Annotated in this window: 13 protein-coding genes; 1 reads left to right on the top strand and 12 read right to left on the bottom strand. The window is 37.6% G+C overall.

Annotation, left to right across the window (positions count from 1 at the left end):
• Positions 1-84: 84 nt before the first annotated feature.
• Positions 85-957 (top strand): LysR family transcriptional regulator, encoded by an 873-nt coding sequence (locus FG383_RS03445; protein ID WP_142605454.1) that lies wholly within the window; start codon positions 85-87, stop codon positions 955-957.
• Positions 958-1024: 67 nt separating this feature from the next.
• On the opposite strand, the gene FG383_RS03440 is transcribed toward FG383_RS03445, so the two are convergent.
• From FG383_RS03440 to nikB, 12 genes are all read right to left on the bottom strand, one after another.
• Positions 1025-1561, bottom strand: coding sequence for a DinB family protein (locus FG383_RS03440; RefSeq protein WP_142605453.1), 537 nt, complete (start codon positions 1559-1561; stop codon positions 1025-1027).
• 313 nt (positions 1562-1874) lie between these two features.
• Positions 1875-2345 carry a DMP19 family protein gene (locus FG383_RS03435; RefSeq protein WP_185907835.1) on the bottom strand — a complete coding sequence of 157 codons (471 nt, stop codon included), beginning with the start codon at positions 2343-2345 and terminating at the stop codon, positions 1875-1877.
• Between the two features lie 370 nt (positions 2346-2715).
• The gene (locus FG383_RS21595; protein WP_185907834.1) at positions 2716-2805 is read right to left on the bottom strand and encodes a lipoprotein; all 90 of its coding nucleotides are present in this window, start codon (positions 2803-2805) and stop codon (positions 2716-2718) included.
• Positions 2802-3812 (bottom strand): DUF1835 domain-containing protein, encoded by a 1011-nt coding sequence (locus FG383_RS03430; RefSeq protein ID WP_142605452.1) that lies wholly within the window; start codon positions 3810-3812, stop codon positions 2802-2804. Before FG383_RS03430 ends, FG383_RS21595 begins: the two co-directional genes overlap by 4 nt.
• A gap of 163 nt (positions 3813-3975) precedes the next feature.
• Positions 3976-5229 carry a Y-family DNA polymerase gene (locus tag FG383_RS03425; RefSeq protein WP_142605451.1) on the bottom strand — a complete coding sequence of 418 codons (1254 nt, stop codon included), beginning with the start codon at positions 5227-5229 and terminating at the stop codon, positions 3976-3978.
• A gap of 413 nt (positions 5230-5642) precedes the next feature.
• On the bottom strand, positions 5643-6569 hold the full coding sequence (locus FG383_RS03420; RefSeq protein WP_142605450.1) for an AEC family transporter: 927 nt from the start codon (positions 6567-6569) through the stop codon (positions 5643-5645).
• A gap of 26 nt (positions 6570-6595) precedes the next feature.
• Positions 6596-7369, bottom strand: a complete 774-nt coding sequence (locus tag FG383_RS03415) for a creatininase family protein (protein ID WP_142605449.1) — start codon at positions 7367-7369, stop codon at positions 6596-6598.
• A 249-nt stretch (positions 7370-7618) separates the two neighbouring features.
• Positions 7619-8584, bottom strand: coding sequence for an ABC transporter ATP-binding protein (locus FG383_RS03410; protein ID WP_142605448.1), 966 nt, complete (start codon positions 8582-8584; stop codon positions 7619-7621).
• A 71-nt stretch (positions 8585-8655) separates the two neighbouring features.
• A complete protein-coding gene (locus FG383_RS03405; protein ID WP_142605447.1) occupies positions 8656-9885 on the bottom strand; it encodes a M20 family metallopeptidase in 1230 nt (409 codons plus the stop codon).
• Positions 9857-10867, bottom strand: coding sequence for an ABC transporter ATP-binding protein (locus tag FG383_RS03400; RefSeq protein ID WP_142605446.1), 1011 nt, complete (start codon positions 10865-10867; stop codon positions 9857-9859). The genes FG383_RS03405 and FG383_RS03400 overlap by 29 nt, the downstream gene beginning before the upstream one ends.
• 12 nt (positions 10868-10879) lie before the next feature.
• On the bottom strand, positions 10880-11779 hold the full coding sequence (gene nikC / locus FG383_RS03395) for a nickel transporter permease (RefSeq protein WP_142605445.1): 900 nt from the start codon (positions 11777-11779) through the stop codon (positions 10880-10882).
• A gap of 14 nt (positions 11780-11793) precedes the next feature.
• Positions 11794-12717 (bottom strand): nickel ABC transporter permease, encoded by a 924-nt coding sequence (nikB, locus tag FG383_RS03390; protein WP_142605444.1) that lies wholly within the window; start codon positions 12715-12717, stop codon positions 11794-11796.
• Between the last annotated feature and the right edge of the window lie 139 nt (positions 12718-12856).

Raw genomic sequence — 12856 nt, 5'->3', positions numbered from 1 at the left:
TAAGCTATAATGAACAAGTAAAACGAATGTTTCTTATAGGTAGCATGAGTAAACCTAATGTAATAGAAAGTGGAGGGAGAAACTTTGAGCATTAGTAAGTATAAGGTTTTATTGAAAGTAGTCGAACTTGGAAGTCTCACCAAAGCAGCAGATGCTCTAGGGTACACGCAATCTGGTGTGAGTCATACGATTTCCAGTTTGGAACAAGAGTTTGGATTTTTATTGCTAGCTCGAAGCCGTTCCGGAGTGAAATTAACGGTGAACGGCGAACAAGTTCTGAAGACCATTCGGGAAATATTGAAATGGAATGAACATCTAGAGCAGGAAGTTGCTGCTATTCTTGGTATAGAAGTTGGAACTATCCATATCGGTACGTTTACAAGTGTTTCCGTTAATTGGTTACCTGCTATTTTGAAGGATTTTCAACAGGATTATCCAAATATTGAAATCGAACTATGTGAAGGAGATTATCGTGAAATTGAGGATTGGATTGCTGATGGCGTAATTGACTGTGGCTTTTTATCCCTTCCAACACGAGATACGCTGGATGTAATACCATTGCATGAAGACCAGATGCTAGTAGTACTCCCTACTAATCATCCGTTAAGTTCTCAAACGAAACTTATGTTAAGTCAAATTGAGAGAGAACCATTTATCATGCCTAGAAAAGGCGGAGATGATGATATCAATCGTATTTTAGAAAAAGCATCGATTAAACCAGATATTAAATTTACTGCTGGGGATGATTATGCCATCCTGGCTATGGTTGAAAAAGGATTAGGTGTTAGTATACTACCGGAACTCGTAATTCGTGGGCAAAAGCGTAATCTGCATTTACTAGAACTGGACAAACCTTGCTACCGCTCCCTTGGGATTGCCGTGAATTCTAAAAGGCATATATCTCCTGCGACAGAAAAATTTCTACATTATGTGGAACGCTACTTAGAAGTGAAATAGCATTTATGTACTTACAAAATATAAATAGAGTTGACTCCACACATTAGTTGAGCCAACTCTTTGAATTTCAGCTTTTCGGATACGCCTCATCACCAAAATATCTATCTCTTATAATGTTACAATGATGAAGCTCGTGACCAGCAATAATTGCTATTAGTGCACGGACAGTTACTTCTGTATTATTCGCTGTCCCGCGGCGAAGCAAATCTTCCTTCGCTAAGCTTTTAATTAGGTGAATGGTGGATTGGCGTACGACATTCAAATTTTGAAGAAGGTCTTTTACTGACTGCTTATCAAATGATGCGTTTTGGACGTATTTCTTATCATCATAACCAGGAAGAGAAACAGTATCCCCTCGCGCTATGGCTAAAAGTCTATATGCCATTATTCGCTCTGTATCTGCCATATGACCAATCACTTCTTTTATACTCCATTTTTCAGAGGCGTAACGAAAATGGGCTTGATCATCCGAAATGTCGAGTAGTAAAGCAATGGTCTTTTCTATTTGCTTTGTTAATGTTGGTAGTATATCTCCATCAGGTACTAATTTCACATAGCTTGAATAATTCGATGCGTACTCGTCTTCCGAAAGCATATTGTGCATGTATATTCCCCTTTATAGTTAATACTTTTACATATTCGGTGAACCACCTATTTATTCATTTTACTAATTAAGTGGAGTATTATTTAATATGATCTATATCTTCTTACAAGTAAAAGCACGGATCCTAGCACATAGTCTCATATTAAATCCTCTACCTAGACTTCTTGAACCTAATTAATGAAGCTAGATACATTGGTCTATAACGTGAATAATAACGGGTTGTCCTTTTAATAAATCTTCACCATAAGCTACCCTCTCTGACCTGTATTTGATATTCGCCGTTTTCTCTATTCATAATTGCTCCTTCTGCAAATTAATCTTCAACCACATCCATTAAATCGGTATGAATCCTCATAAAATAGGGTTCTAACAATTCTCCTAGCTTTCCATTAAGTTTGTTATATTCGTTGTCCGCTTTTTCAATAACACGATAAAATTCATTTTCTTCAATCTCGCCATTTTCTAAAGCCACGAACTTTCTCCACATTTCTTCCCCATAATTTTTTTCAATTAGTGCATAATCATGTGCACCAATCTTCTCTAGAATATTTATTAGTTCTTGCAAGTAAATAGTTATTCCTACTTTTTCTATATGTTGCGAAAACCATGTAAATAAGATTTCATGACCTCCACTTTCAAGCTCAGAATAATATTGAAAAACAATAAATGTTTCGTTTAATACTTTATTTTCTGTTGAATATCCATATTCACCAATCAATGTAATCATCGCATTCCATATATCATTCGTATTCAATAAATCTTTTCTTTTCATTTTAGCCTTCACTGAATTCCCTCCAAATCCCTACTCTATCATTTGCTTTTATTTTCTAACAAAATAGATTCTTCCAAGTCATTCCATTTTACAGTAACCTTGATCACTTCGTCTTCACTTACCTTTGCAGCACCTTTAGAACTTCCTTGGGATTTGAATATGATAGTTGTTGGTGGCTCGGTGAACTCTTCTGTTGTTTTTCCACTACTACTAATTGTTTCATATGAATATTCAAGTGTCTGTAAGGAAGATAATTCTCCTAAAGTGCCTTGTACTTCAAGGTGAATTCATAGCTATCTTCGCTTGAATACGTTTTACTTCCCTCTTTTTCTCCCCATTTTTCAGTCCCATTATAAGCGTACTGTGCTTCCCACTGTTCACTTTATCCAGTAAATGTATAATTGTTATGCGTAGTTTCTGAGCAGCCTGTTAAAAGTATAATGGCTAGGAAACCAATGATTATTTTTTTCAACTTAGTTCTCCTTTCAATTTCACACTATAAAATCGCATTGCTTTTGGAACGCCTTCTATTTCAAATACTCCTTGTAAAATTAGCTGGCGAACCCTATATTCGAAATATACATCGCCAACGTATTGATTCGAGTGTCCAAGTACTTCTCCGATTAGTCGTGCTGATTTCATAAAGTCGGGCTTCGTTTGTTTATTATGCAAATAACGAGCTTTTTCAATAATAAATGCATCGAAATAACTTTCTGGCACACTTATAATTTGGTCGTCCTGCCAAATACGCAGTACTTCTGTTGTTTCGGCAAGTTTTTCCCATTCTTCTGCAAGTTTGTTACGAAGCAAGTTTGTTAATGGTGGGTCAATTTTGTACATTTTGTAGATCTTTTTTAATTCATCCTTTCCCACTTCCCCAGTATGAACTGGAATCATGGTGGGCCATAGATGTTGGAATGCAGTGCTGATGTTAAGGAGATGAACATTATTTTTATTTTCTTTCAGGATTTGCAAGACAAATCGTGCAGCAATTTGTTCATGGGCATTGTTTGCTGTCCAAATGTAAATTGGTATATGCTCTGGTATGTTACTTATTTCCATTAATGTTTGTTGAAAATCTTCTACATAAGTATGTGTGCGCTGTTCGTCCATATTAATATGTAAAAACAACCACTTTTTTCGTTGTTTGATTCCGTCTTCAGTGTGTAGTTGGTTTACGGGACCGATAGAAAACAGATCTGAAAATTGAATCACTTTTTCATCATTTGGAAGTGCCATCTTTAGGCTTCCTGCTGCAGAATCTCCAAAAACAATATGTATTGTATGATAAGGTTGTTGTTTTTGATTTGTGGAAGACTGTAGCAATTCCCGATATTCTTTTTTCATTTTTTCAGTGAATTCGCTTTCTGAATAGCTTGTTTCCTCTAGTAGTTGAATTCGATACAAATTTAGCAATAACAATGATTTTGCTTCTTGCTCCGACAATTGCTCTACGATTTTTTTGATTTTATGTATCATTGAAATCAATCTCCTTATCGACAGTAATATGCAAACTTCACTTATACTGTACACATATTTATTTTCCATAGATTCCCTCCATTTATAATTGTTCTACTTCAAGACTAGAAAGTCCTTCTAGGAAATAAAAAAGACCAAACGCATGCAAACGTTCAGTCTTCCATTATTTCTTATGCCCACCAAGTAACCCTGCACGTTTTCTCGCCGTACCTGCTTCCGTGTAGGAAACGGCGCGCAATATGGCATTAGAGCCATATTTACTTCGGAGGTAATCCATTGTTTTTCCCAGTTCTCGAACTTTCCAGTTGTCCTCTTCAAATAGGCTCAGTTGCATGGAGTACTCGGGTTCTAGATTCGTAATGGAAATCGACAGTTTGCGAACGGGCCTGTGATCGTAAAATTCATCAAAAATTTGTTCGCATACTTTATAAATGGTCATCGTGGCATTCGTCGGCTCATCAATCGAACGAGAGCGATTAAACCCTCCACCAAATGCATCTTGACTGTAATTAATGGAGAGATGGACCGTTCTTCCGACCATTTCGGCTTCGCGAGCACGTCTCGCCACATCTTCACACATTTCTAATACGACTGTCATTATTTCCTCTTTTGAACGATAATCACGAAATAGCACTTGCCCCTTGCCGTAACTAATTTGTCCTTCTGCTAAAGGAGCACCAAGTTCTGACAAATCAATTCCCCGCGCATGATGATACAACTGATTTCCCATTACGCCAAACTTAGCTTCCAGTGTCACAAGCGATGTGTTTGCTAATTGCCCAACACTTATTATTCCCATATTATTTAATGTTTTTTCTAAACGAGAGCCAATTCCCCACATTTTGGAGAGTGGCGTAATAGGCCATAATTTTTGGGGCACATCTTCATACGCCCATTTCGCAAAGCCTGTTTTTTTCGCTTCCAAATCCAGTGCAAGCTTCGCCATGAGCATATTTGGTCCCATTCCAACCGCACATGGTAATTGAAACTGGTTATATAGCCCATCTTGTATTTGTTTAATTGTACTTTCTACCGGTCCCCATAATTTTTCTGTTCCTCCCAGATCAGCGAAGCATTCATCGACGCTGTACACATGAATTGCTTCGGTTGGAACAAATTGATTTAGATAACGTGTGATTTCCATGGAAACGCGAACGAAAAACTCCATCTTCGGTTCGATTAAATGAACCGATGGATGATCTGGAATTTCAAAGAGCCGTGTTCCTGTCTTCACTCCAAATTTCTTTTTCATCATGGGAGATGCCGCAAGCACAATACTTCCTTTTTGTTCTAAATTTCCGATTACTGCAATTGGCGTGCGCATAATGTCGAGTCCTGCATCTGCAGCCGCACAGCTTGCGAAAAAGCTCCGTATATCAATGCATATAATTTTTCGATCTTTTAAACCTTCATGCATCGTCTCTCTTCTCCTCCACTAAAGAACGTTTGTTCTTATTATATGCCGAACATTCGTTTTTATTCAAGAAGATTTAATTGGTATTAGACCAAAATAATTGAAAAAAACACTTAAAGAATCAAGGACGATTGCATAAGGGTTTTTAGGCAGTTATCAGTAAGGTCGTAACTGCATTATTGAATATATCTTCGAACATCCTCTACACTTTCGAATCTAAAAATATTGAACAGCACAATTTTCAAAGTAGTCATATTAGAATTCATTATGGCATCTTTAAGGGACCTGTTTTAACTATTGAAACGAACAGATGACAAAAACCTCAAAATTACAAGCTAATATTATGGATCAAATACTAAATCGTTAAGATCATGTATGAGGTAATTGTCATTTTTCTATTAATTCAATCTCATATCTCACAAAAATAAATAAAGCATAAGCGGAATCGTAATTAAAGCAACTATAGTCGATAGCACAGTCGTAAATGCCCCCATATTCTCATCTGCAGAGTATTTGGCAAATAGTATAGATGCAAGTGTGAGTGACGGCATCATAGATTGAATTAGTATCGTTTGTAAGATATCACTTTTAAGATACAAATAGTTAACCATTAATGCAACACACGCAGGTAAAACAATTAGCTTTACAACAATAGGAACCCAAATCTCCTGATCTGAATCTTGAGTCTTTTTCCGGTATAAATTCATAACAAGAATACCAATGTAAAACATGGCTAACGGGGCTGCGAGATTTGCTAGCTGATTCGCTAATTCGATGAAAACTGCAGGTGGTTTCATGTTGAAATATGCAATAAAAAGACCAAATACAATTGCTATAGTTGGAACATTTATTAATTCCTTTAATGACTTGAACGAAAACCGCCTGTTTTTCTGAATAATTAGCACGCCAATCGTCCAAAGGGTAATGTCTACTCCCGCATCAAAGATTGCAGCGAATAGTGCTCCTTCTGGACCAATAAGCGCTGCACACAAAGGAATTCCAATAAACCCCGTATTCCCTAGACCAGACAATAAGGCAATTTCTCTTTTCTTGGTTGAATGACGATAAAAGGTGTTCGAAAATAACCAGCCAATAAGAATTCCAAGCAGATTAATGATGACAGATAAAATAAAAACATTTGCAATCATTTTAAAGGTTTCTCTATTAATTTCTACATTTAATATACTTGAAAGAATAATAGATGGCATTGCAATATTGACAATGAGACTAACTAAAAGTTTACGTGTATCACTATTGAATGGAAATGTTCTCGATATCAACGATCCTAATGCAATCATAATACTAATAATAAAGATTGATTCAAAAATTAAAGAAAATTCCATTTTGTCTCCAGTCAACACTTCAAAATTTACACTTCTAAAACTTGCTCCTCAAGCTCTTTAATCTCCCAGCTTTCTACTAAAAATTCAACAATTCGATTGACCGAGCGATTGACAAGTTTCTCCCCTTTTTCCTTCGTTCCCAATGTTGCATCTCCGATTGTGCCAGAGTCCGTTTTCTCAGAAAAAGGAATGTATTTAATAATGTCTGGATAATCGTCTCCAGTTTTCGGTGGTTCGTTTACCCGTTTTTCTAAATCACAAAGTTCTGGATATAGATACATCATCACGGAAGTACCTGCTTCACTCGCATGTGTATGTGCTAACTCTCCGGACTCAATAATCCCATTATCATGATTTTTTATAAAACGCCAATAATCAATTTGAGCGCATTGAATTTCCGAATTAGACTGTAAATCCCTAGCTACTTGATTAATAATAGGTACATTTCCCGCGTGAGAATTAATAAAAAGGAATTTTTTAAATCCCCATTTTTCTAAGCTTTTTACTGTGTCCCATAAATATTGTTTGAAATTTTCTGCCTTAATTACCATTGTTCCTGGGAATTCCTCTAAGGCCGTTGAATCACCAACCTCTAACGTAGGTCCAATAATAGCATTAACACGTTCAGCAAGAATTTCTGCAATCTTTACGGAAACGAGTGTATCTGTTCCCAACGGTAAATGGTAGCCATATACTTCAAATGCACCTGAAGGAATAATTACAAGGTCCGTATCTTTTTTTCTTCCTTCAAATCGAGTCCAGCTCATTTCTTTTAGAAAATTTGATTTTTTAAATGTCATTTTCAACCCATCCTTTATAATATTATTAATATTCAGTTTTAAAAATTTATTAGTAATCCAATCTCCTACAATCAAATGCGCCTTTCCGTATTTGTGCCCAGATTTTATCAAGCTTGCTCGGTAAAATCTGTGATATCCGCCGGAGGCTTTAACTTCATTCAGAGATTGAACCACCACTGAATGGTTTTACTATTTGCCACTTAAAGAAGTGGGAGACTTCTACTGAATGAAGTTAAAAGTAAACCTTATTTAGTTATATAAATGGCACGCAATCATACGCCCATCTACTTCCTTAAACTCTGGTTGAACTGTCTTACAAATTTCCATACATTGACTACAACGAGTATGGAACGTACATCCATTTGGTGGGTTTGAAGGGCTTGGAACATCCCCACGAAGCATGATTCTTTCTTTTTTTACATTTGGATTCGGCAATGGAACGGCCGATAACAACGCCTGTGTATATGGGTGCATAGGTTGACTAAATAAAGTTTTCTTATCCCCCATCTCAACAATTCGACCTAAATACATTACAGCCACGCGATCGCTAATATGTTTCACGACGCTTAAATCATGTGCAATAAATAAATATGTTAAGTCAAACCGCTCTTGCAAATCCTGAAAGAGATTCACAATTTGTGATTGAATAGAAACATCGAGTGCCGATACTGGCTCATCCGCCACGATAAATTTTGGATTTAGCGCTAACGCTCGCGCAATACCTACCCTTTGGCGCTGTCCTCCACTAAATTCATGAGGATAACGTTTAGCATGGTAGCTGCTTAAGCCTACCGTATCGAGTAATTCATCCACACGAATGTTTTTTTCTTTACCTGAAGCTATTTTATGAATTTCAAGAGGTTCTGAAATAATTTCCCCGACTGTCATCCGAGGATCAAGAGAAGCGTATGGATCTTGGAAGACCATTTGCATTTCCTTTCGAACCCTTCTCAAATCCTTTGTGTTCATTCCGACAAGATTTTCTCCCTCGTATAACACTTCTCCTTCAGTCGGTGGTTGAAGCTGTAAAATCGCTCTACCTGTTGTCGATTTTCCACAACCGCTTTCGCCTACTAACCCTAAAGTTTCCCCTTTATAAATAGTGAAGTTCAAGCCATCAACTGCCTTTACATAACTGACATTTCGATTTAGAAAGCTCCTTTTGCTTGAATAATATTTTTTGAAATTCTTAATCTCCACTAATGATTGCTTCATTTTAAGCCCCCTTTTTATCCAAAGTAAATGTATAGGACGCTTGAACAAAAATTCAAACATCGATCCCTTTCTTATATGAAGGATTTCTCCGCTTCAGTATCAGACTTTTTCTCTGCCTTCGAAGCTTCCGAAACTAGATAATGATGAACAATGCTTATTAATCCCTTGCCAGCCATTACCATAGCTTGTTCATCAAAAGTAAATTTTGGATGATGATGAGGATACTTTGCTTTGATACTTTCATTTCGAGCCCCAGTATAGAAGAACATTCCCGGTTTTTGTTTTAAATAATATGCAAAATCTTCTCCTCCCATTGATGGATCAATTTCAATAAGAGTATCTTCTCCTATGTTTTTCTCAACTGCCTGTACAAAAGCTTCCGTCTCTTCTGCATGGTTATATACGGCAGGATATCCACTCTCATAAGTGATTGTGTAGGTAGCATGAAAGGCTGAACAAATACCATTTACAATCACTTCCATTTCCCTCTTAATCTGATCTCGCACATCTTCGTCAAAGGTACGAACTGTTCCAATTAGTTCAGCTGAATCCGCAATTACATTCGAGGCCTTTCCCGCGTGGAATGATCCTACTGATACAACAGCAGATTTTAAGGGATTCACTTGTCGGCTCACAATATGCTGTAATTGATTGACTACTTGGCTACCAATAGCAATCGCATCAACCGTTTCGTGTGGAGATGCCCCGTGGCCGCCTTTTCCATGAATTTTAATGGCGAATTGGTCACTTGCAGCCATGGTATAGCCTTTTCTGTACCCATAAAAGCCTGTGGGCACTTTAGTCAATAGATGTGTTCCAAATACCGCGTCAACTCCCTCTAAGCACCCATCTTTAATCATTGCAATCGCACCGCCTGGGCATTTTTCTTCGGCATGTTGATGAAGGAGGACTACATTACCCTCAAGTTGATCTCGGTTATCTTGTAAAACTTTTGCTACAGCTAAAAGAGTGGCCGTGTGCCCGTCATGTCCACAAGCATGCATTACTCCGTTTACTTTAGACTTATAAGGAACGTCCTTTTCATCTTGGATAGGAAGTGCATCAAAATCAGCACGAAGAGCAATTGTTTTTCCTGGTTTACCTCCATATATTATCCCAACAACCCCTCTTTCTCCCACATTTCTACGAACTTCGATTCCAAAACTTTCAAGAATAGAGGCAATCATTTTTGGCGTCTCTACTTCTTGAAAGGAAAGTTCTGGATGTTGATGCATATACCTTCGCCACTCCACCATTTGGTCAAACATGTTTTCAATTTGATTCAACCAATTGTTTAACATCGAGTTCCCCCCTTTCGTCCAATTCATGAAGCCAGCAGCGATTGAAATGCCCCGGTTCCACCTCTTTAAATGCAGGGGCTTTTGTTCTGCATATTTCCATTGCAAATTCACAGCGAGGGGCAAAGTAACAACCTTCACGCAATGACCCAGGAATCGGCACATTTCCTTCTATCGAATAAAGCCTTGTCTGTTGTTCGGAATCTATTAAAGTAGGTACAGATTTCAGCAAACCTTGTGTATAAGGATGTTTTGGGTTTTTAAAAATCTCCTGAACATCACTTTCTTCTACTACTTTGCCTCCATACATAACACAAACACGATCACACGTTTCGGCTACTACACCTAAATCATGGGTAATCATCATTATTGCCGTATTATGCTTTTCCTTAAGGTCTCTCATTAAATCTAATATTTGTGCTTGGATTGTTACATCCAAGGCGGTAGTCGGTTCATCCGCAATTAATAGACTCGGATTACAAGCCATTGCCATAGCAATCATGACACGCTGCCGCATGCCCCCCGACAGCCGGTGAGGATATTCGTTCACAATTTGTTCTGGCCGTGGAATCCCTACTAGGGCTAGTAGTTCAACTGCTCTCTCCTTGGCTTTAGACTTACCAACGTCCATATGGGTTTGAATGGCTTCCATAATTTGATTCCCTACTGTAAATACTGGATTTAGCGATGTCATGGGCTCCTGAAAAATCATCGCTATTTCCTTTCCACGGATTTTTCTCATCTCTTCATCAGATAAGGATAGGAGATCGATTCCTTTAAATTTAACGGAGCCGCCCATTACCTTTCCTTGACTTAATCTCATAGCTGTTAATGCCGTGACACTTTTTCCTGAACCAGATTCTCCTACAATTCCTAATGTTTCCCCTTTTTTAACTGTAATACTGACTCCATCTACAGCTGGAACTTCACCGTTTTCGGAATAAAAGTAAGTTTTAAGATTATTAATCTCTAATAAACTTTCCAAAGTCACTCCCCCTTAAATCTTCATTTGTGGATCTAGAGCATCACGCAGGCCATCCCCTAGCATATTAAAACCTAGTACGACTAACATAATTATTAATCCTGGGATTGTACTTAAATGGGATGCAGCTCTAATATATTCCCTACCCTCATTTAACATTGCTCCCCATTCTGGTGAAGGTGGCTGAGCTCCCAATCCTAGGAAGCTTAAACCTGCAGCTGTTAAAATAGCTGTCGCAATTCTCATCGTAGATAAGACAATAATTGGGGCAATACAATTTGGTATCACGTGTTTGATGATGATAAACAAGTGACTGCCCCCTAGCGATTTAGTCGCTTCTATAAATTCTTTATATTTAATAGAAATGACCGAGCTGCGCATAATTCGAGCAAAGGTAGGAATAGAGAAAATACCAATCGCAATCATAACATTCACCATATTTGGTCCTAGAATGCTAATGATAGCTAGTGCCAATAGAAATCCAGGAAACGCCAAAAGGATATCCATGATTCTCATAATAATCGAATCTAAAATCCCGCCAAAATAGCCAGCCATTGTTCCTAATGTCACCCCGACTATGATAGAAATCCCTACTCCAACAATTCCAATCATTAAGGAAATACGGGAACCATGAATAATTCGAGATAAAACATCGCGACCAAATTGATCTGTTCCAAACGGATGACTTAAACTAGGTGCTTGTAGCAGTGCTTTCATATTGTACTCAAAAGGATTGTATGGAGAGATCCACGGAGCAAATATGGCCAAAATGACAAATAATGAGGTAATGTACAACCCTATCATCGCACGCTTATTCTTTTTAAAACGTTGAATCATCATTTTCCATGGAGAACGTGGTACATATGCAGGTGCAACAACTTCCTTTTGTGACACCACATTTTCTATTATTTCCATCTAAAAGCCCCTTTCTAATTTTCGTATCGGATTCTTGGATCTACAATACTATAAGAAAGATCAACAAGCAGAATCACCAAAACAAAAATCGTTGAAATGAATAGAATACTTCCTTGAATAGCTGGGAAATCTCTAAATTGGATGGATTCAACAACATATCTTCCAATTCCATTCATTGAAAATACTGTCTCTGTAATCACCGCTCCACCTAATAAAACGCCAAATTCCATACCAACAATGGTGATAATCGGAATTAAAGCATTTTTCAAAGTGTGCTTGTAGATGACATACTTTTCTTTAACCCCTTTCGCTCGAGCTGTTCGGACGAAATCCTGATTAACAATTTCAAGAATACTTGATCTTGTAAGTCTCGCTAAAATTCCGGATGCAGAAAGCCCTAAGACAAGCGAAGGTAGGACAAAGTGTTTGAATTCGCTACTTCCACCTGAAGGAAACCACGGCAAGTAATAGGAAAAGAGAAGAATAAACATGATCCCCATCCAGAAAACCGGCATTGAAATTCCAAATAATGAAATCATCATGGAAACGTTATCCCTTATACTATTTGGCTTTGTGGCAGAAGCAATTCCTGCAATTAGCCCTACGATAATCATCACTACCAGGGACATGACAGTAAGAATGAGGGTTGTAGGAAAACGCAATAAAATTTCATCTAAGACGGGCTTGCTGGATCGCAAGGATGTTCCTAAATCCCCCTTGAAGATATTTGTGACATAGCTTATATATTGCTGGTATAAGGGTTTGTCAATGCCTAATTGATCCCTAATAATCTGCACCTCTTCTTCAGATGCCGATTCCCCAGCAATGATTTGCGCTGGATCCCCGGGCACAGCAGCTACTAGTAAAAAAGCAAATAATGTAACACCAATTAAAGTAGGTATTAAATGCAATAAACGTTTAACAAGATATATTGACAATCTATCCACCCCTCAATCTATGGCACTTTTTCATTTTAATTTAGAGTGAGCAAAAACTATTGCAGCCAAGTAAATTGGGGACTAGTACAAAATAAGTCCCCAATTTCCGTTATAAAAAGTTTGTAAAATTAGTTAAACT

It is taken from the genome of Psychrobacillus soli (assembly GCF_006861775.1).
In the GTDB taxonomy this organism is placed as follows: Bacteria; Bacillota; Bacilli; order Bacillales_A; family Planococcaceae; genus Psychrobacillus; species Psychrobacillus soli.
The sequence above is the reverse complement of the archived record's forward strand: the minus strand, read 5'-3'. Positions and strand labels throughout refer to the sequence as shown.

Bases quoted from the DNA above. Each gene is read 5' to 3' on its own strand.
- FG383_RS03440 (WP_142605453.1), bottom strand. From the start codon at position 1,561: ATGCACAATATGCTTTCGGAAGACGAGTACGCATCGAATTATTCAAGC.
- FG383_RS03430 (WP_142605452.1), bottom strand. From the start codon at position 3,812: ATGATACATAAAATCAAAAAAATCGTAGAGCAATTGTCGGAGCAAGAA.
- FG383_RS03425 (WP_142605451.1), bottom strand. From the start codon at position 5,229: ATGCATGAAGGTTTAAAAGATCGAAAAATTATATGCATTGATATACGG.
- FG383_RS03420 (WP_142605450.1), bottom strand. From the start codon at position 6,569: ATGGAATTTTCTTTAATTTTTGAATCAATCTTTATTATTAGTATTATG.
- FG383_RS03415 (WP_142605449.1), bottom strand. From the start codon at position 7,369: ATGACATTTAAAAAATCAAATTTTCTAAAAGAAATGAGCTGGACTCGA.
- FG383_RS03410 (WP_142605448.1), bottom strand. From the start codon at position 8,584: ATGAAGCAATCATTAGTGGAGATTAAGAATTTCAAAAAATATTATTCA.
- FG383_RS03405 (WP_142605447.1), bottom strand. From the start codon at position 9,885: ATGTTAAACAATTGGTTGAATCAAATTGAAAACATGTTTGACCAAATG.
- nikC (WP_142605445.1), bottom strand. From the start codon at position 11,779: ATGGAAATAATAGAAAATGTGGTGTCACAAAAGGAAGTTGTTGCACCT.